This is a genomic window from Rhodoferax sp. GW821-FHT09E07 (genome assembly GCF_059416145.1).
In genome coordinates, this window is sequence record NZ_JBWKOP010000009.1 from 105,973 (window position 1) to 125,511 (window position 19,539).

The window sequence follows — 19,539 nt, forward strand, 5'->3', positions numbered from 1 at the left end:
TTTCGAGCAAGTTTCGTGCCTTTATGAAAAAAACCATCCTGTCTGTGACCGTGTCGCTGGTGTTTGCCAGCGCAGGCGGCCTTGCGTGGGCCGAAAAAGCCGACCGAAACAAGCCCATGAACGTGGAGGCGGATGCCCTGCGCTATGACGACCTGAAGCAGGTCAGTGTCTTCACCGGCCATGTGGTGTTGACCAAGGGCAGCATCCTGATCCGTGGCGCCCAGATTGAGGTGCGCCAGGACCCCGATGGCTACCAGTACGGCGTGGTGACCGGTTCGACCGCCACTCCCGCGTTTTTCCGGCAAAAGCGAGAAGGCCTGGACGAGTTCATTGAAGGTGATGGCGACACCATCGAGTACGACGGCAAGGCCGACACCGTGCGCTTTGTCAAAAAAGCCCAGCTGCGCCGCCTGCGCGGGGCCACGCTGGCCGATGAGGTGACGGGCGCCGTCATCCTCTATGAAAACCTGACCGACAAATTCACCGTGGACGGCGCCCCCAAGACGGCTGCCGCCCCGGCCGGCCGCGTGCGCGCCATGTTGACGCCCAAACCCGAGTCCGAGGCCGCCACGCCGCCCCAGCCCGGCGCCACCCTGCGTGCCACGCCGCAACTTGAGAAGCCCGCCCAGTGAGCGACATTCCCCAAGAAGCCCCGGACACCAGTACCGGGCGGCTGGAAGCCCGGCATTTACAAAAATCCTATGGCAAACGCCAGGTGGTCAAGGATGTCTCGCTGGCCGTGCGCACCGGCGAAGTGGTCGGCCTCTTGGGCCCCAACGGTGCGGGCAAAACCACCTCGTTCTACATGATCGTGGGCCTGCTGCGCGCCAGCGCTGGGGACATCACAATTGATGGCCAGTCCATCGAGCACATGCCCATCCACCGCCGCGCGCGCCTGGGACTGGGCTATTTGCCGCAAGAGGCGTCCATCTTCCGCAAGCTCAATGTGGGAGACAACGTGCGCGCCGTGCTGGAGCTGCAGCGCGACGAGGCGGGCGAGCCGCTCACGTCGGTCGAGATTGAAAAACGCCTGACCGCACTGCTGCAGGATCTGCGTGTGGAGCACCTGCGCGAATCGCCCTCGCTGGCCCTGTCGGGCGGTGAGCGGCGCCGGGTGGAGATTGCACGGGCGCTGGCCACGCGGCCGCGCTTCATCCTGCTGGATGAGCCGTTTGCCGGTATCGACCCGATTGCGGTGATCGAGATCCAGCGCATCATCAACTTCCTTAAGGGACGCGGCATCGGGGTGTTGATCACCGACCACAACGTGCGCGAAACCCTGGGCATCTGCGACCACGCCTACATCATCAGTGACGGCCATGTGCTGGCGCAGGGCACCCCCTCCGAGATCGTGAACAACGCCGATGTGCGCCGCGTCTATCTCGGCGAACACTTCAAGATGTGATGAAGCAGGGTCTTTCCTTACGCGTCTCCCAACACCTGGCGCTCACGCCCCAGTTGCAGCAGTCCATCCGTCTACTGCAGCTCTCCACGCTGGAGCTGAGCCAGGAGGTGGAGCAGATGCTGGACGAAAACCCGTTTCTGGAACTGACCGAGGACCGGGCCGAGCGCGAGGACTTCGGGCTCAGCACCTCCGACGCAACGGTGAGCGAAGGCGATCGGCTGTCAGAGACCGGTGACGCTGAATACGCTCCTAATTCTGTAGCTGACTACGCAACATCCACGGGGGCTGGAGCCTCCAGCGATGAAGAAGCGGCGCCGCTGAGCAGCAGCGACGAACCCAACTGGGAAGGCGACGGCACCACCGAAATGACGCCCGACGATGGCGAGTGGGGTGTGGACGCCAAGGCCAAGGCCAACAACCTGGGTGACGACGAAGAAAAGGACGCCACCGAGCTGGCGCGCTCCACCGAATCGCTGCAAGCCTATCTGCACCGCCAGGCCCTAAGCCTGCGTACCAATGCCACCGATGCGGCCGCGCTGCGCTTTCTCATCGAATCCCTCAACGACGATGGCTACCTGGAAGACCCGCTGGAAGACCTGGCGCGCAGCCTGAACCCCGGCGACGAAGAACAACTGCAGGACCTGGCGCACCACTTCACCGTGGCCCTGGGCCTGCTGCACAGCCTGGAGCCTGTGGGCGTGGGGGCGCGCGATTTGGGCGAATGCCTGCGTCTGCAAGTAGCCCATTTGCTGGCCAATGCCGAAGAAGATGGCGAGCATGACCGCCTGGAGGTGCTGCAGGTCGCGCTGGGCATTTGCCGCCAGCCCATGGATCTGCTGGCGCGGCGCGACATCAAGCGTCTGGTGCAGATGGGTGTGGGCAGCGACACGCTGGTGCGCGAGGCGATTGCGCTGATCGCCCGGCTGGAGCCCAAGCCCGGGCGCCGCTTTGTGGACGTAGAGCGCAACATCATCGTGCCCGACGTGCTCGTGGTGGCCATCGGCAAGGCCGGCGGCATTCCGAAGTTCCGTGTGCAGCTCAACCCCGACGTCATGCCGCGTCTCAAAGTGCACGACATCTACGCCAATGTGCTGCGCAACCACCGTGGTGGCCGCGACGGTGCGGGCCACGCTGCGCTGCAGCAGCGTCTGCAAGAGGCGCGCTGGTTCATCAAGAACATCCAGCAGCGCTTTGACACCATCCTGCGTGTGAGCACGGCCATCGTGGAGCGGCAGAAAAACTTCTTCACCCACGGCGAACTCGCCATGCGCCCCCTGGTGCTGCGCGAGATTGCCGACGAGCTGGGCCTGCACGAGTCCACCATCAGCCGCGTGACCACGGCCAAGTACATGGCCACGCCGTTTGGCACCTTTGAGCTTAAGTACTTCTTTGGCTCGGGCCTGGGCACCGAGAGCGGTGGCAATGCCTCCAGCACCGCGGTGCGCGCGCTGATCAAGCAGTTCATCGCCTCCGAGAGCGCCAAAAAGCCCTTGAGCGACAACCAGATTTCCGACATGCTCAAGGAGCAGGGCATCGAGTGCGCACGGCGCACCGTGGCCAAATACCGCGAGGGCCTGAAGATCGCCCCCGCCTCACTCCGCAAAGCGCTATGAACCAACTGACCCTTTTTCTCCCCTGCGCAGCCGGCGTGGAGGAGTACCTGGCGCCGGAGATTTTGCAGATCACCGGTCTGCCCCCCGGTTGCGTGACCAAGCAGCGTGGCGGCGTGGCCGTGCGCACCTCGTTTGCGCACGCCATGCTGCTCAACCTTTACAGCCGCCTGGCCCAGCGCGTGCTCGTGCTGGTGTCGTACACCGAGTACCGGAGCGAGCAGGACCTGTACCGCGCCGGCCTGCAAGTGCCGTGGGAGCAGTGGTTCACCCCCAAGGAAAGCATCAAGGTCGAGGTGACGGCGCAGCACAGCCCGCTGACCTCGCTGAACTTTGCCGCGCTCAAGGTGAAGGACGCCGTGTGCGACCGCTTCCGCGAGGTGGCCAACGGCGTGCGCCCTGATGTGAACACGCAGTGGCCCGATGTGCGCATCTACGCCCACCTGACCACCGACGCCTGCTCGCTGTACATCGACACCTCGGGCGAGCCGCTGTTCAAGCGCGGCTGGCGCGAAGACAAGGGCGATGCACCGCTGAAGGAAACCCTGGCCGCCGCCATGATTGCCGCCAGCGGCTGGGCCTCGGGGGACGACGACCTGATGCCGCTGTACGACCCCTGCTGCGGCAGCGGCACCGTGGCCATTGAAGCCGCGCAGATTGCCTGCAACATCGCGGCCGGTTCGCTGCGTCGCTTTGCGTTCGAGAAATACCGCCCCTTCCGTTCGCAGGAATGGGCGGACATGAAGGCCGAGGCTGCTGCCAACGTGGTCAAGCCCGATCCGGGCCAGACCGCGCTGATCTACGGCAGCGATGTGTCGCACCGCATGGTGGACTTTGCGCAGCGCAACGCGCAGCGCGCCGGCGTGGCCGATGTGATCGAGTTCCGCGGCGGCGACGCGCTGCAGCGCATGCCCCCGATTGAGGGCGGCGGCGTGATGGTGCTGAACCCGCCCTATGGCGAACGTATCGGCATCGGCGGTGTGGCTGGGGAGGGCGAGGGCGCCCGCTTTGGCGCGCGTGAATTGGCGCAAACCGACGAGGGCGTGGACTTCTTCAACCAACTGGCCAGCCACTGGAAGAAGAACTACAGCGGCTGGACCGCCTGGGTGCTGACGCCGGACCTGAAGCTGCCTAGCAAGATGCGTTTGAAGGAATCACGCCGCGTGCCCATGTGGAACGGCCCGCTGGAGTGCCGCCTGTTCAAGTTCGACATGGTCAAGGGCCGCCTGGCCAAGGGGGCCACACCTGCTGCCCAGGAGCCCAATGACTGAGGCTGCGGTGGACGGTGTGGGCCAGATCGTGCTGGACACCAACATCGTGCTGGACCTGCTGGTCTTCAACGATGCGGCCACGCCGCCGCTTCGCGACGCCTTGCAGGCCGGGCGCCTGCGGTGGGTTGCCACCGCCCCCATGCGCGACGAACTGGAACGTGTGCTGGCCTACCCGCAGATCGCCAAGCGGCTGGCCTTTTACGGTTTGGACGCAGCGCAGGTGCTGCAGGCGCGCGATGCCCAGGTACAGACCGTGGACGTCCCGCCCAAGGCCTGCGTGACCTGCAAAGACCCGGACGACCAGAAGTTCATTGACCTCGCCGTGGCCCACCGCTGCCCGGTGCTGAGCAAGGACCACGCCGTGCTTTGTATGGCAAAACGGCTGCTTGCCCTCGGCGCTGCTGCGCGGGTAGCTATCGAATAGATAGCGCTTCGGCACTGGCGCCGGCCACCGGCCAGAGCCGTACGGCCAGTGCGGTGGCCGCTGCCAGGGCTGCCAGACCACACACCCCCGCCCAGCCCCACTGCGCCAGCGCCAGGCTGCCGAGCCAGGCGCCACTGGCCATGCCGATGAACATCCCACCCATGAGCACGGCGTTCAGGCGGCTGCGTGCGGCGGGTTCCAAGCTGTAGACGATGGTTTGGTGCGCAATCAGGCTGGCCTGCACGCCCAGGTCAAACACCACAGCGCCCAGGGCCAGCAGCCACAGCGGGCTGTCCGCTCCCAGCGCGCCCAGACCCATGGCCAGAAAGGCGGCCACCACGAGGGCAGCGCCCAGCCGCGTCACCACCTCGGGTCCGCGCCGGTCTGCCATGCGGCCTGCCAGCGGTGCGGCCAGGGCACCCGCGGCGCCGGCCAGGCCAAAGGCCCCGGCGGCGGCACTGCCCAGGTGGGCCGGCGCGGCATGCAGCATGACTGCCAATGTGGACCAGAAGGCGCTGAAGGCCACGCTGAGCAAGCCCTGCGCGAGGGCTGCCCGACGCAGGCCGCGGTGGCGCTGCCACAGCGTGGCCAGTGTGCGCATGAGGGCCAGGTAAGGTAGTTGGGTGGTGGGCGCAAAGCGCGGCAGACCGCGCCACACGGCCACGCCCAGGAGCGCAATGCTGAGCGCGGCTGCCACAAACATGGCACGCCAGCCCGCTTGCTCAGCTACCAAGCCCGACACCACGCGCGACAGCAAAATGCCCAGCAACAGCCCGGTCATCACTGTGCCCACAATCTTGCCGCGGCTGGCTTCGGGCGCCAGCGTGGCGGCGGCGGGCACGATGTCCTGCGCCAGCGTGGCCGACACGCCAATCACCAGGCTGGCGGCCAGCATCACTCCCAGCGAGGGCGCAGCCGCCGCAGCCAGCAGTGCCAGGCACAGCACCGCGGCCTTGCCGAGAATGATGCGGCGCCGGTCAAACCGGTCGCCCAGCGGGGCCAGCAGCACCAGACCCACGGCGTAGCCCAATTGGGTGAGGGTGGGGACCAGACCGATGGCACCCGGTGTGGCGCCGAACTCGGCGCCCAGCACGCCCAGCATAGGTTGGGCGTAGTACAGCGCGGCGGCGGCTAGGCCGGCACCGGTGGCCAGCAGCAGCACCAAGGCCGGGGGCAAGGCATTGGCGGGCTTATGCGTAGAAGTGGTGAATGTCATGGTGTTAACCCTTGGTTTGGCAGTGGGGCGAGTGTGTCACCGCCGCAATACCCTTGGGAACGCCCGTCAACCGCACAATTGTTATACGCTTAACGTATGAAAACAGCCCCCGACCGCATTGAACTCATGCAGACCCTGGTGCGCATTGTGGAAGCCGGCAGCCTGTCGGCCGCTGCGGCGCAGCTGAACACGACGCAGCCCACCATCAGCCGGCGCCTGCAGACGCTGGAACGCATGCTGGGCGCCAAGCTGCTGCAGCGTTCCACCCATGCCATGCAGCTGACCGAAGAAGGCCAGCGCTGCTTTGCCCATGCCAAGGAGCTGCTGCACAACTGGGATGCCTTTGAGGCCGACCTGCGCGGCAGCACCGATGTGCCCGAGGGCACGCTGCGTGTGGTGGTGCCCCATGCCATTGGCCAGCAGCAGTTGGTGGGCCCGCTGGCCGACTACCTGCAGCGCCACCCGCGCGTGGCCGTGGAGTGGCTGCTACACGACCGCACGCCGGATTTCATTGCGGACGGCATTGACTGTGCCATCCACGTGGGCGCAGTGGATGACCCCGCGGTGGTGGCCGTGAAGCTGGCCGAGATTCCGCGCATTGTGGTCGCGGCACCCAGCGTGCTGGGGGATGCACCACCGCCCACCCACGCCGCGGAACTGGCCACGCTGCCCTGGCTGGCGTTGCGCACCTTCTACCGCAATGACATCACGCTGCGCCACAGCGACGGCACGCAGCAGCGCCTGGCGCTGAAACCCCGTATGGCCACTGACAGCCTGTACGCATTGCGTAGCGCGGCACTCTTGGGGCTGGGGGTGTGCGTAGCGTCTAGCTGGGCGGTGGCCGACGACGTCGCGGAGGGGCTGCTGCTGCATCTGCTCCCCGCATGGCGGGCCGAGCCGCTGCCGATTTACCTGCTCTACCCCTATGCCCACTTCTACCCCGCCAAGCTGCGCCGCTTCGTGGACATTCTGCGGCCCGCACTGATTGCCGGTTGGGGAACACCCGCGGTGGTTGCCTAAGTGGAAAATAGTGCGATAGACCCCGTATTTATTGAACTATTTGCTACTGATTAGATAGCGACTATTGGAGTGGTGCAGGTGCACTGTGGTCCGGGGCATTGGCCGGCAGGCGCAGCACAAAGCGGGTGCCGGCGCCCGGCGTGCTGTGCGCGCTGATGCTGCCGCTGAGCACGTTGGTCACCAGGTTGTAGACGATGTACAGCCCCAGGCCGCTGCCACCGCGGCCCAGCTTGGTGGTGTAAAAGGGCTCGAAGATGTGTTGCAGGTTGCTGGCAGCGATGCCGCAGCCGTTGTCGGCATATTCCAGCACCACTTCGTCGCCATCCTGGTGCGCGTGGATGGTGATGCGGCCATGTGACAGGCCTTCGAAGCCGTGGCTCAAGGTGTTGGTCAGAAAGTTCGTCAGCACCTGCTCCAGCGGGCCCGGGTAGCTGTCCAGCACCAGGTCGGCTGCAATGTCCACGTCCACCTGGTGCTGCGCGTGTTTGAACACCGGCCGCGTGGTGGTGAGCACCTCGCCTACCACACTGTGCAGTGCAAACGTGCGCCGGCGCGTGCTGCTCTGGTCGACAGCCACTTCCTTGAAGTCGTTGATCAGTTTGGCGGCCTTCACGGCGTTGCGCTCGATCAGGGTGCTGGCCTCTTGCAGGCGGGTAGCGCCCTTGTCCACATCGGAGCGGCGTGCGGTGCCCGAGAGCAGGCGCTGGCTGAAGTCGGCCACCTCGTCCTTGAGGGTGGAGGCCACGGCCATCACGTTGCCGATGGGCGTGTTGAGCTCATGTGCAATGCCAGCCACCAGACTGCCCAGTGCGGCGAGTTTTTCCGACTGCACCAACTGGCCCATGGCGCGCTTGAGTTCGGCATTGCGCGCCTCCACCCGGTCTTCGAGGTCGTGGTTGAGTTCCTCCAGGGTGGTCTGGGTGCGTTTGAGCTGGGTGACATCGATCAGGGTTTCAATGGCCCCGGTGATATTGCCTTGCGCGTCGCGCAGTGGTGCTGCGCAGTAGCGGGCCCACATGCCGCGCTTGCCGTCCAGGCTTTCAAAATAGTCCTCGCCCTCAATGGCGCCGGGAATCACCGGGCTCTTGCGCAGCTTGCCGGGATAAAAGCGCTCCACCTCGTCGGGTTTGGCGCCGTCCACCATCACGTCCACCAGGCAGGGCCGAGGGCTGGGGTAGATGCCACGCCAGGTGTCGGTGGTGCCCACCACCTCGTCAGCATGCACGCCGGTCAGGCGCGTCATGTGCGGGTTCCAGAACGTGATCTTGTGCTGCGCATCGATGGCAAACACGGCCACGGGAAGGTTCTGGTAGACCTGCTGCAGGCTGTGTTCAAAGTCCTTGCCCATGGCTTCGGCCTGCTTGCGGTCCGAAATATCGCGAATGGTGGAGACCGTGCGCTGGCCCTGGGCCATGTCAAAGCGTGTCATCGAGATCTCGGACCAGAAGAGGCTGCCGTCCTTGCGGCGCGAACGCCACTCCAGGAACTGTGGACCTTCGTTGCGTGTTTTTTCGTACCACTGTGCAGCCTCTGCTGCGCTATAAGGTGTCTCGTTGGCGCTCAGTTCCCCGGGAGTCAGGTGCCGCACCTCATCACGGTTGTAGCCAAACAGCTGCTGAAAGCGTGGGTTGATTTCCACCACCTGCCCGTTGCCCAGGTCACGCACCATGATGGCGTCCGGGCAGTTGTCAAACAGCTCCCGGTAGTTCTTGGCGCTGATGCGCAGCGCGGCCTCGGAGCTGTGCTTGAGTCGCAGTACGTACAACAGCAGGCCAATGATGATGAGCAGGCTGCCAAACAACACGGAAAGCCAAGGTAAGTGGGGACGCAGATCGTCCCAGGTGTTGGCGGGCCGGTTCAGTACCGTGGCGTTGCCCGGCAGGCGCGACATGTCCACGTTCCAGCGCCGCATCTGGGCGTAATCAAAGGTGGCGTGCGATGCCCCTTCAACCAAGGGCAGGGGAGAGGGGGCCAGGCCGTGCAACAGGTCCAGCGCCAGCCGGCCCACGGCTTGCCCCTGCTCAAACCCCGACACCAGAAAGCCGCCCAGGACCCCTGGCTGCATGGCGACATCGCGCGTCACTGCCAGCGGCGCATGCGCCGCTGCGGCCCACAGCCGAGCGGCCTCTTCGTGGGTCAGCACGCGGTCATTGGCGTCACGGTTGAAGGGCAGGGCGAACACCAGATCGGTGGAGCCCAGCTGGCGCAGGCGTTGGTCAATGGCCTCTACCGTGGTGTTGGTCAGGTATTCCATGCGGACCTCGGCATGTCGGCTGCGGCGGTTCTGCAGGGTCTCGACCTGGGCCAGGCTGGTGCGGCTCTGGTCGTGAATGACGACCACGCGCCGGGTCTGCGGCAGCAGGTCCAGCAACTGCTCCAGGCTGTCACCCACGTTCAGGTCGTCAAATACGCCGCCCACATTGGGCTCCTGTAGCAAGGCTACGCGCCGGCTGCTGGATACACCGGAGAACAGGATGGAGACACCGGGAAAATGCTTTTTTCGCACCCGCAGCGCCAGGTCCAGGGCGTCGTCGTCGGCCGCCAAGATCACCGTGGGCGGTGCTTTACCGTATTTGGTGACCAGCAGGTCTTCAAATTGCTGGTAGTAGCGCTCGCTGGGCTGGACATGTTTGGTGTCCAAAAAATCCAGTTGCAGGTCCAGCTCGGGGTCCACCGTGCTCAATTGGGCCCGTACGCCCGCAATTTGGGCATCGCTCCAGGGCATGCCCGCGTGGTACGACACCAGCATCAGCACCCGTGAAAGGTCGGCTGTAGCCAGGGCGGGCATCGCCCACAGCAGCATCCCGCATACCAAGACACCCTGCCACAGCCACTTGCGGGCAGATGGGGCAGATGTCGGGCGTTGCAGGGTCAAGGGGCGCTCAGGCCGTGAGTGTCAGCCTGTCGTTACTGGCGCGGGACGGCGCCGTGAGTTTGAAGACCGCCATGACCTCCACCAGCGCGTGGGCTTGCGAACGCAGGCTGCTGGCGGCGGCCGCCATTTCTTCCACCAGTGCGGCGTTTTGCTGGGTGGTCTGGTCCATCTGGGTCACGGCGTCGCCCACCTGGCTCACGCCCGACGCCTGTTCGCTGCTGGCCGCGCTGATCTCTCCCACGATGTCAGTCACCCGGCGGATGGCATCCACCACCTCGCTCATGGTGCTGCCGGCCTGGTCCACCAGCGCCGTGCCTTGTTCCACGCGTTCCACGCTGGTGTTGATGAGTTGCTTGATCTCCTTGGCAGCCTCGGCGCTGCGGCCCGCCAGGGCACGCACCTCGGAGGCCACCACCGCAAACCCGCGACCTTGCTCGCCCGCGCGGGCGGCCTCCACGGCGGCGTTGAGCGCCAGGATGTTGGTCTGAAAGGCAATGCCGTCGATAACGCTGATGATGTCGGCGATCTTGTTGGAGGCCTCGTTGATGCCTTTCATCGTTTGCACCACCTGGCTGACCACTTCGCCGCCCCGCATGGCGACATTGGAGGCGGTCATGGCCAGCTGGTTGGCCTGGGCGGCGCTGTCAGCGTTTTGCCGTACGGTCGCGCTGAGTTCTTCCATCGACGCTGCGGTTTGTTGCAGCGCGCTGGCCTGTTGCTCGGTGCGGGCTGACAGGTCGTTGTTGCCATGCGCAATTTCCGAGCTGGCGCTGGAGACGCCCTCGGCATTGGTGCGTACGCCGCCCACCATGCGGGCCAGGTTGTCGCGCATGCCCAGCAGGGCATGCATCATCTCGGCGGCTTCGTCAGAACCCTTGGGCTGGATGTGGATGGTCAGGTCTCCCTCGCTGATGGCCTGGGCAGAGTGCAGTGCGTGCTGGATGGGATGGGTGATGGAGCGGGTGGCCAGCGCCGCCAGCGTGAGTCCGATGACGGTGGACAGTATGGCTCCCACGCTCAAGATCCATTGGCCGGTCTTGGCCACGGTCTCGGTTTTGGTCACACTGTCATGCAGCTGTTGGTCCATGTAATCCAGCAATGTGTCCAGGGACTGGAGGTAGCTGGTGGCCAACGGCAACAGCGTGCCGTCTACCGCGGCGGCGACATCTTCACCTGCCAATTTCTTCTTCAGCAGATCGCTGCGCGGCCCGCGGTACAGTTCACGCTGTTTGCCGATGTCGGCGAATAGCGCCTTGCCCTTGTCTTCGGTGATCAGGGGTTCCAGCTGCTTCTGCAGGTCGTTGATGACCTTGGAGGTGGCATCCATCTCCTTTTGCAGGGTTGCAACGTGGGTTGCATCGCCAGAGTGCAGTGCGGCAGACGTGCGCACCCAGTTGATACGAATGTTTTCCACCCATTTCTGGGCCAGGTCGGAGCGCTGGACTTCGTCGTAAGCCAAGGCATGGGCTTGGTCCTTCAACGCACCAAGCTGCCAAACACCGGTCAACGCCATCACGGCAGTGATGATCAGCACGACCCCAAATGCCAAGCCCAGCCGGGCGCCTATGCGCAAGTTGGTACCTACCATGGTTGCTCCTCTCGTTGTTGTCTTCGAATGACTGTACTCCGAAGCCCGGCAAAGCAAAAGGCTGAAAAGATCTAAGCTTGTTGCAGCGCAAAGCTGTGCGCACTGGCCCGGGGCCAGCTGTGGCGGTAGATCAGCGGCAGCGCGGCCACACTGTCGTGCAGCAACGCACCGCTGGGCAGTTGTGTAAGGATGAGCTGCGCCAGCGACTTGACCTTGTGGTCGGTAGAGCGGCGCACGATGTGGTGGGCCGTGATTTCGCTGGGGTGCAGCACCCCTGCGGCCTGCACCAACTCCTTGAGGGCGTACAGCGTTTGCTGGTGGAAGTTGTAGACGCGCTCTGCCTTGTCGGGTACCACCAGGGACTGCTGGCGCAGCGGGTCTTGCGTGGTTACGCCAGTGGGACAGTGGCCCGTATGGCAGTGCTGCGCCTGGATGCAGCCCAGCGCAAACATGAAGCCACGTGCGCTGTTGCACCAGTCCGCACCCAGCGCCATGAGGCGCGCAATGTCAAAGGCGCTGACCACCTTGCCGGCGCAGCCGATCTTGATGCGTTCGCGCAATCCTGCGCCACGCAGCGTGTTGTGCACTAGCAGCAGGCCTTCCTGCAGAGGTGAGCCCACATGGTCCGTGAACTCCAGCGGCGCGGCACCCGTGCCACCCTCGGCACCGTCCACCACGATGAAGTCGGGCGTGATACCGGTCTCCAGCATGGCCTTGACCATGGCAAACCACTCCCAGGGGTGGCCAATGCAGAGCTTGAAGCCTGTCGGTTTGCCGCCCGAGAGCTCGCGCAGGCGGGCGATGAACTGCATCATTTCCACAGGCGTGGAAAAGGCGCTGTGGGCGGCGGGCGAGATGCAGTCCACGCCCACGGGCACACCGCGGGCAGCTGCAATCTCAGCGGTGACTTTGGGGCCCGGCAGCATGCCACCGTGGCCGGGCTTGGCGCCCTGGCTGAGCTTGAGTTCGATCAATTTGACCTGCGGGTCTCGCGCGTTGGTGGCGAACTTGTCGGGGTTGAAGCTGCCATCGTCGTTGCGGCAGCCAAAGTAGCCGGAGGCCACCTCCCACACCAGGTCGCCGCCGTGCACCCGGTGGTGCACCGATATGGAGCCCTCGCCCGTGTCATGCGCAAAGCCACCGCGCTTGGCGCCCGCGTTCAGTGCCAGGATGGCATTGGCACTGAGCGCGCCAAAGCTCATGGCCGAGATGTTGAAGACGCTGGCGCTGTACGGTTGGGCGGTGTCAGCGCCAATGGTGATGCGGAAATCGTGCGAGGCCAGCTTGGTGGGCGCCACCGAATGGTTCATCCATTCGTAGCCCTCGGCGTGCACATCGAGCTGCGTGCCAAACGGGCGCTTGTCTGGCTCCGTCTTGGCGCGCTGGTAGACCAGCGAGCGTTGCGAGCGCGAGAACGGCGTCGCCTCGTTGTCGCTCTCGATGAAATACTGGCGCATCTCGGGTCGCACAAATTCCAGCATGAAGCGGATGTGGCCAATGATGGGGTAGTTGCGCAGGATGGAGCGCCGGGTCTGCCGCAGGTCATACACGCCCACGCCCACCAGCAGAGCCGATAGCAGTAGCACACCCCACCCGACCCCAAAAACCACCACACTGAAACCACTGAGCAAAAACGCAAAGGCGCAGAGCCCCATGGCGGTGTAACGGATGGGGAAGATGGAATTGAGCGTGTGCAGCATGAAAACCCTTTTGTTCGGGGTGACAATACCAGCCTGCTCTCTCTTTGCACAGCCTATGTCTACCCTAATCTCCCCCGCAGATGCGGCCGCCGGCGCGCCTGTGGACGCGCTAACCCCCGACGAGTTCGACGCAATCGATGCCATCCTGGACGATTTGCGCGCTCGCCATGATGAGATCCCGCAGTGGGAGTTTTGCGAGGGTTTCATGGCGGCCCTCGTGTGCTGCCGCCGCCCCATCGAACCCGCCGAGTACTTTCCCGTGCTGCTGGACATGGAGATGCCTGCAGACGGTGAAGCGGGCAGCTTTTCCAGTGTGGAACAGGCGCAGCAGTTCCAGGCGCTGTGGACGCGGCGCTGGAACGATGTGGTGCGCGGGCTCAACACCGAGGTGCAAAGCCTGGACGAAGACAACGCCTACCATCCCGAGGTGATGGACGTACGCGGTGCCGTGGCCGCGTTGCCCGAGGAGGAACGCGCGGCGATGGCCGACCAGGCCTTGCCGTCGTTTGCCCAGGTGTGGGCACTGGGCTTCATGTTTGCCGTGGAAAGCTGGCCCGAGGAATGGGCCGCGCCGCGCGACAAGGAGGCCGAGAAGTGGCTGGATGCCTCGCTACAGTCCATCGTGGCCCTGACCGAGGACGACACCGACGAACCCACGCTCTCCGTGTTTGACGATGACGGTCCGCCCAGCGTGAGCCAGCAGCGCATCAACGCGTTTGCCGACGCCGTATGGGCCACCTACGACCTGCGCGAGCTATGGCGCAACTTCGGCCCCCGCGTCGAAACCGTTCGCAAGGAAGCCGAACCCGGCCGCAACGACCCTTGCCATTGCGGGAGTGGAAAAAAATACAAGAAGTGCCACGGGGCGTAAGCGCCCGGAGGCCCTGCAAGGCACAAAAGAAAAAGCCCACCGGTAGGTGGGCTTTTTCTTTTGTGGGGTGAAGTTAGAACTTGTAGCCCAAGCCGATCGACAGCACGGTGGATTTGTTTTTGTCGGTCTCATTGAACGATGCAAAAGAACGGTCCGCGTAGTTGTTCTGGATCACTTCTGCTTGCAAGAATGTGTTCTTGTTCAGGAAAGACTGAAAGCCGAAACCGATGCCTACACCGCTGGCGCTGGACGTAGAGGTTGATGTGCCGGACGCCTCAAAGTTGCCGGAAATGCCAGCCAACTTGCCATAAACCAAGGTGCTGTCGCTAACAGCGAAGCCAGGTGCCACATAGACGGACGCGCCGGATTTTTGCTTCACAGTCACTGTGACGCCGTTGACGACCAAAGTACCTGCGTTCAGGTCACCCAGATTGAGGCCAACGCCCAGGCCCAAAACGAAGGAGGGGCTCAGCGCGATGTTGTACTGGCCCTGCAGGCCCAGGTTCTGACCAGATTCAGTGGATCCACCGTTGAAGATAGTGGAGGTCACATCGGTCGTGGAGTTCGCCAAGTTTAGGTTGGTTGCCAAGCTGAAGCCTTCAAAGTTCTTGGCTTGTGCAAAGACCTGGGGTGTGACAAAAGTGGCGGCAACAGCCGCAGCGATCAAAAGTTTTTTCATGTGATTTATTGAGATTTGATGGGAGAAAAGCTATCCCTCCGAATAGCCGACCTGCAGTTTACAGGAGCTGTTACAAGCCGTACCCCATCCATCCAATGCCCTGTGTCAGAACTGGGAAACTCCCGTCACGCACGCACCTGTTTAAGGAAAGAAATCGGCCAGGCAGTGTGCGGTTTCTTCTGGCAACTCTTCCGGAATAAAGTGCCCCGCTGGCAGGCTGACACCGCGCACGCTTCCGGCGCATTGCGCCTGCCAAAGCGGCAGGGGCTGGAACAGGCGCTGGACCACGCCGCGCTCGCCCCAGAGGACCAGTGTGTTGCAGGCGATCTTTCCCTGATCGCCAGGCAAGGCACGGCTGGCGCGATCGTGTTCCAGGTCAATGTCTGCGCTGGCGCGGTAATCCTCGCACATGGCGTGGATGGTGCCGGGCAAGCTGAAGCAGCGTTCGTACTCCGCCAGTGCCTGGGGCTCGATGTAGCCGAGTCCACCTGCGCCCCAGCCGCCCAGCTTGGCGTGCAGGTAGGCCAGCGGCGCACCGCCAATCATGGTCTCGGGCAAGGGCTTGGGCTGGATCAGGTGGAACCAGTGGTAGTAGGCCCGCGCATAGGCGAAGTCGGTCGCCGTGTACATGTCCAGCGTGGGCGCAATGTCGATCACGCAAAGCCCTGCCACCCGTGCTGGGTGGTCTACGGCCAGACGGTGCGCAACCCGGCCACCGCGGTCATGGCCACAGAGGTAAAACTGGTCGATGCCCAAGGCATCCATCACGGCGACCATGTCCTGGGCGAGCATGCGTTTGCTGTAGTTGCTGTGGTCCTGCAGTCCTTCGGGTTTGGCAGAGTCGCCGTAGCCGCGCAGGTCCGGCATCACCAGATAAAAACGCTCGTGCAATTGCAGCGCCACACGGTGCCACAGCACGTGGGTCTGCGGAAAGCCGTGCAGCAAAAGCAAGGCGGGCCGGTTGGCGCGTGCAGTACGGGGCACGCGAGCGTGGATGTGCACGCCGTTGACGGCGAAGTCACGCGCCTCAAATTGCTCAAACCAGGGTGCAGGCATAGTGGTTTTCCCTTGTTTCTGTGGGCGTTCTGCAGGAAGGGGATTCAGGGTAGTTCAATTTCCTGTCACCCGTGCGTCAAGCGACGGTTTTTCCTGTTTTTCAGCTGCGAAAAAGTGGCATCATGGCCGCAAAAGTTGGCATGCGCATGCATGTGGATGACCAACCCCCAGGGAGAACGCGCTTCGAGCGCCAACAACAGCGTGGGGTCTGACGGACATGGCTTTTACCAATTTCAAGATCAGCGTCAAGCTGGGAATCATTTTTGCGGTGTTGGTGGTGATGACCGCAATCGCTGGCGGTTTTGCACTGCTGCAGATGTCCCATATCAACGACAACACCGAGGACATTGCGGACAACTGGTTGCCCAGTGTCCAGTACCTTGGAGAAATGCAAACCTACCTGAACGAGGCGCGCAGTGCCGAGCTGTTGCATGCGCTGGCGGTGGCACCGGAAGACAAAAAGCCAGAGGCGGAACGCATTGCCAACAACAAGCGCAAGCTTGAGGCGGTAGGGCAGAAGTTTCTTGCCCTGGCGGATACGCCTCCTGAGCGCAAAGCCTGGGATGATTACAGCCAGCGGCTCAAAGCCTACTACGCGACCGATACCAAACTGCTGCAGTTGTCGGACATTGGCCCGGCAGAAATGGATGCCACCTCTGTCTATGTACGGGGAGAGTCCCGGGCCGCTTTCCAGGCGCTGCAAGCCTCGATGGCGGAGATGGCCACTCTCAATGTGAATGGCGCTCGCGTTGCACGTGAGGCGGCTTACAGCACTTACGGATCTGCACGCCTGGCCGTTAGCCTGGTGGTGGGTGTTGCCGTGGTTCTCGCGATCGCGCTGGGGCTATGGATCACCCGCCAGATCACGGGCCCCTTGGCGTTCGCGGTGCAGGCGGCTGAGGGTTTTGCCGCGGGAGACTTGGTCCAACCTTTGCGCGTGGAGGGCAACGATGAGCCCGCCCAGCTGCTGCGCGCCATGGAGACCATGCGCACCAGCCTCGCGCGCGTCGTCGCCAGCGTGCGCCAAGGCTCTGAATCGGTCGCCACCGCCAGCGCCGAGATCGCCCAGGGCAACCATGACCTGTCTGCCCGCACCGAACAACAAGCCAGCGCCCTGGAAGAAACCGCAGCCTCCATGGAAGAACTGGGCTCCACCGTCAAACAAAACGCCGACTCTGCCCGCCAGGCGAACCAATTGGCTATGAATGCTTCTACGGTAGCGATTCAAGGTGGTGAAGTGGTGGGCCAGGTCGTTGAAACCATGAAAGGCATCAACGAGAGCAGCCGAAAGATTGCAGACATCATTAGCGTGATTGACGGTATCGCCTTCCAGACCAACATCCTGGCCCTCAATGCGGCGGTGGAAGCCGCCAGAGCCGGAGAACAGGGCCGCGGCTTTGCCGTGGTGGCTAGCGAGGTGCGCAGCCTGGCCGGCCGCAGTGCCGAGGCGGCCAAGGAAATCAAATCTCTTATCGGTGCGAGTGTGGAGCGCGTGGAGCAGGGCACAGCCCTGGTCGACAAGGCCGGAACCACGATGACAGAAGTCGTGACCAGCATTCGCCGTGTCACCGACATCATGGGAGAAATCTCAGCGGCCAGCAGCGAGCAAAGTGCAGGCGTATCGCAAGTAGGAGAAGCAGTGACCCAGATGGACCAGGCCACGCAGCAGAACGCAGCATTGGTCGAAGAAATGGCGGCGGCCGCATCGAGCCTGAAGAGCCAGGCCCAGGACCTGGTGCAGGTGGTGGCGGTGTTCAAGCTGTCTGCTGAGCAGGACCGGCACGCTACCCAGGGCCAACCTGTCGCATTGCTGCGCTAAATTAGTTCGGGCAGCGCGTCGGCCAGGAAGTCGTAGACCGCACGGATACGTTGGCTGGTGCGGATCTCGCGGTGCACCGCCAGCCACATGGGCAGCGGTGGAATGGCGAGCAGGCCGGGTAGCACTCGCACCACCTGAGGGTCTGTGCGCGCCATGTAGTCCGCAATAAAGCCGATGCCCAGGCCCGCCTGCACGGCGCGCCACTGCACAATGAAGTCATCGCTGCGGAACGAAAACGCTTCGCGCGTGACCGGAAACCCCATGGCCTGAAAACCCTGCAGGATGGCGGTGTCGGTGTCGCTGCCAATCAGGTCGTGTTGGACTAGGTCGGGCGGTGTGCGCAGCACGCCGCGGCGTGCCAGGTAGCTCTGGTGGGCATAGGCATCCACACCTACGGCACCAATCTTCTTGGCAATCAAGGTAGCTTGTTCGGGCCGCACCATGCGCACGGCAATGTCGGCCTCGCGGCGTAGCAGGTTGCTGACCTGGTTGCTGGAGACCAGCTCCACCTGCACCTCGGGTAGCGCCAGCCGCATGCGGGCCAGAACGGGCGGCAGCAGTTGCACCGCCACTGGCATGCTGGCCGTGATACGAACGGTGCCCTGCGTTCGTCCCTCGCTGCCCGACAGGGTGCGCGCCAGCTGCAGCGCACCGGCCTCCATGCTGCGCGCTGATTCGGCCAACTGCAACGCGCTGGCGGTGGGCACCAGGCCGCGTCCCGTGCGCTCGAACAGCACCACACCCCATTGGTTCTCCAGCTCGGCAATGTGCCGCCCCACGGTGGGCTGGCTGGTTTTGAGCACGCGCGCGGCGCCCAGCAGGCTGCCGTGGTCTAGCGCCGCCAGGAAGGAACGCACCAGGCTCCAGTCAAACGCAGAGGAAGCGGTCATGGCGAGGTATTCAAAAATGAAATTCAGTTATGGATATTTATGCAATTGTGGAGTATGGCCTTTGTTTCCACAATCCAACCCATCGCAACACCTCACGGAGAAACACCATGCAACAACGGGTCTTGATTTTGGGCGCACGCGGACGGTTTGGACTGGCAGCGGCCCGCGCATTTGCCGATGCTGGCTGGCAGGTACTGGGCCATATGCGCCCCGACGCGCAGGTGCCAGCCGAAGTGGCGGGAGACGCCCGCATCCAATGGTTGGCCAGCGACCTGTACGACACAGTGGCCCTGGCCCGCGCGGCAGGCACGGCCGACGTCGTGGTGCATGCGCTGAACCCGCTCTACACCCACAAGGCATGGAGGGCCGAAGCCTTGCCCATGGCTGAGGCAGCGGTGAATGTGACCCGAGCGCTGGGCGCCACGCTGATGTTCATGGGCAACATCTACAACTTTGGCAAAGACATGCCAGCAGTGCTGCGCGAAGACACGCCCCAGCGTGCGCAGACCGTGAAGGGCCAGGTCCGCATCGCCATTGAATCGCTGATCGAGCATTCCAGCGTGCGCGCCGTGGTCATCCGTGCGGGCGACTTCTTTGGCAGTGGCCAAGGCACCTGGTTTGACCAGGTCATCGTGAAGGACATCCGCAAAGGCGTGTTCACCTACCCCGGCCACCGCGATGTTGCGACCGCCTGGGCCTACCTGCCCGACCTGGCCCGCACCTTTGTGGCGGTGGCGCAAAAACGCGCAGCGTTGCCACGCTTTGAGGTCTTGCACTTTGCGGGCTACCAGGTCACGGCGCAGCAATGGCTGGACGCGATCAAGCCCGTGGCCCTTGCGCAGGGCTGGATCAAGCCGCAGGCCGACGTGAAGTTTGGCCGCCTGCCATGGCCCGTGATTACGGTGGGCGCACTGTTCGTGCCTACCTGGGCCGCACTGCTGGAGATGCGCTACCTGTGGGACAAGCCCCATGCCTTGGCCAATGACCGGCTGGTAGCACTGATAGGCCAAGAACCCCACACCCGGCTGGAAACCGCCGTGGCGCAGTCCTTTGCCGACCTGCAATTGCTGTCTGCCGAGACGACGCCCGCGGCTACCCCCGTGGCGGCGGGGTGA

Annotated in this window: 16 protein-coding genes; 9 read left to right on the plus strand and 7 right to left on the minus strand. The window is 63.8% G+C overall.

Annotated elements, in window-relative coordinates:
• Positions 1 to 23: 23 nt before the first annotated feature.
• From lptA to AC07OE_RS18345, 5 genes are read left to right on the plus strand one after another with little or no spacing between them, the layout of a single operon-like run.
• Positions 24 to 632, plus strand: a complete 609-nt coding sequence (lptA, locus tag AC07OE_RS18325) for a lipopolysaccharide transport periplasmic protein LptA (protein ID WP_495072013.1) — start codon at positions 24 to 26, stop codon at positions 630 to 632.
• The gene (lptB, locus tag AC07OE_RS18330) at positions 629 to 1,405 is read left to right on the plus strand and encodes an LPS export ABC transporter ATP-binding protein (protein ID WP_495072014.1); all 777 of its coding nucleotides are present in this window, start codon (positions 629 to 631) and stop codon (positions 1,403 to 1,405) included. The genes lptA and lptB overlap by 4 nt, the downstream gene beginning before the upstream one ends.
• On the plus strand, positions 1,405 to 3,018 hold the full coding sequence (gene rpoN, locus AC07OE_RS18335; RefSeq protein WP_495072015.1) for an RNA polymerase factor sigma-54: 1,614 nt from the start codon (positions 1,405 to 1,407) through the stop codon (positions 3,016 to 3,018). The genes lptB and rpoN overlap by 1 nt, the downstream gene beginning before the upstream one ends.
• Positions 3,015 to 4,286, plus strand: a complete 1,272-nt coding sequence (locus AC07OE_RS18340; RefSeq protein WP_495072016.1) for a THUMP domain-containing class I SAM-dependent RNA methyltransferase — start codon at positions 3,015 to 3,017, stop codon at positions 4,284 to 4,286. The genes rpoN and AC07OE_RS18340 overlap by 4 nt, the downstream gene beginning before the upstream one ends.
• Positions 4,279 to 4,710: a putative toxin-antitoxin system toxin component, PIN family gene (locus tag AC07OE_RS18345; RefSeq protein WP_495072017.1), complete on the plus strand. Its 432-nt coding sequence runs from the start codon at positions 4,279 to 4,281 to the stop codon at positions 4,708 to 4,710. The genes AC07OE_RS18340 and AC07OE_RS18345 overlap by 8 nt, the downstream gene beginning before the upstream one ends.
• Here AC07OE_RS18345 and AC07OE_RS18350 read toward each other — a convergent pair.
• Positions 4,700 to 5,926 carry an MFS transporter gene (locus AC07OE_RS18350; RefSeq protein WP_495072018.1) on the minus strand — a complete coding sequence of 409 codons (1,227 nt, stop codon included), beginning with the start codon at positions 5,924 to 5,926 and terminating at the stop codon, positions 4,700 to 4,702. The genes AC07OE_RS18345 and AC07OE_RS18350 overlap by 11 nt on opposite strands.
• Before the next feature lie 96 nt (positions 5,927 to 6,022).
• Between AC07OE_RS18350 and AC07OE_RS18355 the strand changes: the two genes are divergently transcribed.
• Positions 6,023 to 6,946 (plus strand): LysR family transcriptional regulator, encoded by a 924-nt coding sequence (locus tag AC07OE_RS18355; protein WP_495072019.1) that lies wholly within the window; start codon positions 6,023 to 6,025, stop codon positions 6,944 to 6,946.
• A 61-nt stretch (positions 6,947 to 7,007) separates the two neighbouring features.
• On the opposite strand, the gene AC07OE_RS18360 is transcribed toward AC07OE_RS18355, so the two are convergent.
• The 3 genes from AC07OE_RS18360 to AC07OE_RS18370 all read right to left on the minus strand — a co-directional run bounded on the left by AC07OE_RS18360 (position 7,008) and on the right by AC07OE_RS18370 (position 13,109).
• Positions 7,008 to 9,821, minus strand: coding sequence for a sensor histidine kinase (locus AC07OE_RS18360; protein WP_495072020.1), 2,814 nt, complete (start codon positions 9,819 to 9,821; stop codon positions 7,008 to 7,010).
• 7 nt (positions 9,822 to 9,828) lie between these two features.
• On the minus strand, positions 9,829 to 11,409 hold the full coding sequence (locus AC07OE_RS18365; protein ID WP_495072021.1) for a methyl-accepting chemotaxis protein: 1,581 nt from the start codon (positions 11,407 to 11,409) through the stop codon (positions 9,829 to 9,831).
• Positions 11,410 to 11,480: 71 nt separating this feature from the next.
• Entirely contained in the window at positions 11,481 to 13,109 is a 1,629-nt protein-coding gene (locus tag AC07OE_RS18370; protein WP_495072022.1) for an FMN-binding glutamate synthase family protein, read from the minus strand.
• Between the two features lie 55 nt (positions 13,110 to 13,164).
• Here AC07OE_RS18370 and AC07OE_RS18375 point away from each other — a divergent pair, with 55 nt between their 5' ends.
• Complete coding sequence (locus tag AC07OE_RS18375) at positions 13,165 to 13,980, plus strand: UPF0149 family protein (protein ID WP_495072023.1); 816 nt, start codon at positions 13,165 to 13,167, stop codon at positions 13,978 to 13,980.
• Between the two features lie 73 nt (positions 13,981 to 14,053).
• Here the strand turns inward: AC07OE_RS18375 and AC07OE_RS18380 are convergent, their stop codons facing one another.
• Both AC07OE_RS18380 and AC07OE_RS18385 read right to left on the minus strand, forming a co-directional pair.
• Positions 14,054 to 14,659, minus strand: coding sequence for an outer membrane beta-barrel protein (locus tag AC07OE_RS18380; protein ID WP_495072024.1), 606 nt, complete (start codon positions 14,657 to 14,659; stop codon positions 14,054 to 14,056).
• Between the two features lie 141 nt (positions 14,660 to 14,800).
• Complete coding sequence (locus tag AC07OE_RS18385; protein ID WP_495072025.1) at positions 14,801 to 15,715, minus strand: alpha/beta fold hydrolase; 915 nt, start codon at positions 15,713 to 15,715, stop codon at positions 14,801 to 14,803.
• Positions 15,716 to 15,932: 217 nt separating this feature from the next.
• Here AC07OE_RS18385 and AC07OE_RS18390 point away from each other — a divergent pair, with 217 nt between their 5' ends.
• Positions 15,933 to 17,534 carry a methyl-accepting chemotaxis protein gene (locus tag AC07OE_RS18390; RefSeq protein ID WP_495072026.1) on the plus strand — a complete coding sequence of 534 codons (1,602 nt, stop codon included), beginning with the start codon at positions 15,933 to 15,935 and terminating at the stop codon, positions 17,532 to 17,534.
• Here the strand turns inward: AC07OE_RS18390 and AC07OE_RS18395 are convergent.
• Positions 17,531 to 18,424 carry a LysR family transcriptional regulator gene (locus AC07OE_RS18395; protein WP_495072027.1) on the minus strand — a complete coding sequence of 298 codons (894 nt, stop codon included), beginning with the start codon at positions 18,422 to 18,424 and terminating at the stop codon, positions 17,531 to 17,533. The two genes, AC07OE_RS18390 and AC07OE_RS18395, sit on opposite strands and share 4 nt — an antisense overlap.
• 107 nt (positions 18,425 to 18,531) lie before the next feature.
• On the opposite strand from AC07OE_RS18395, the gene AC07OE_RS18400 reads away from it, so the two are divergent.
• Positions 18,532 to 19,539, plus strand: a complete 1,008-nt coding sequence (locus AC07OE_RS18400) for a sugar nucleotide-binding protein (protein ID WP_495072028.1) — start codon at positions 18,532 to 18,534, stop codon at positions 19,537 to 19,539.

What these genes read in the sequence shown, in the direction of transcription:
- AC07OE_RS18390 (WP_495072026.1), top strand. Translation starts at nt 15,933, where the DNA reads ATGGCTTTTACCAATTTCAAGATCAGCGTCAAGCTGGGAATCATTTTT.
- AC07OE_RS18350 (WP_495072018.1), bottom strand. Translation starts at nt 5,926, where the DNA reads ATGACATTCACCACTTCTACGCATAAGCCCGCCAATGCCTTGCCCCCG.
- AC07OE_RS18340 (WP_495072016.1), top strand. Translation starts at nt 3,015, where the DNA reads ATGAACCAACTGACCCTTTTTCTCCCCTGCGCAGCCGGCGTGGAGGAG.
- AC07OE_RS18365 (WP_495072021.1), bottom strand. Translation starts at nt 11,409, where the DNA reads ATGGTAGGTACCAACTTGCGCATAGGCGCCCGGCTGGGCTTGGCATTT.
- AC07OE_RS18355 (WP_495072019.1), top strand. Translation starts at nt 6,023, where the DNA reads ATGAAAACAGCCCCCGACCGCATTGAACTCATGCAGACCCTGGTGCGC.
- AC07OE_RS18345 (WP_495072017.1), top strand. Translation starts at nt 4,279, where the DNA reads ATGACTGAGGCTGCGGTGGACGGTGTGGGCCAGATCGTGCTGGACACC.
- AC07OE_RS18395 (WP_495072027.1), bottom strand. Translation starts at nt 18,424, where the DNA reads ATGACCGCTTCCTCTGCGTTTGACTGGAGCCTGGTGCGTTCCTTCCTG.
- AC07OE_RS18380 (WP_495072024.1), bottom strand. Translation starts at nt 14,659, where the DNA reads ATGAAAAAACTTTTGATCGCTGCGGCTGTTGCCGCCACTTTTGTCACA.
- AC07OE_RS18400 (WP_495072028.1), top strand. Translation starts at nt 18,532, where the DNA reads ATGCAACAACGGGTCTTGATTTTGGGCGCACGCGGACGGTTTGGACTG.
- AC07OE_RS18370 (WP_495072022.1), bottom strand. Translation starts at nt 13,109, where the DNA reads ATGCTGCACACGCTCAATTCCATCTTCCCCATCCGTTACACCGCCATG.
- AC07OE_RS18375 (WP_495072023.1), top strand. Translation starts at nt 13,165, where the DNA reads ATGTCTACCCTAATCTCCCCCGCAGATGCGGCCGCCGGCGCGCCTGTG.
- lptA (WP_495072013.1), top strand. Translation starts at nt 24, where the DNA reads ATGAAAAAAACCATCCTGTCTGTGACCGTGTCGCTGGTGTTTGCCAGC.
- AC07OE_RS18385 (WP_495072025.1), bottom strand. Translation starts at nt 15,715, where the DNA reads ATGCCTGCACCCTGGTTTGAGCAATTTGAGGCGCGTGACTTCGCCGTC.
- rpoN (WP_495072015.1), top strand. Translation starts at nt 1,405, where the DNA reads ATGAAGCAGGGTCTTTCCTTACGCGTCTCCCAACACCTGGCGCTCACG.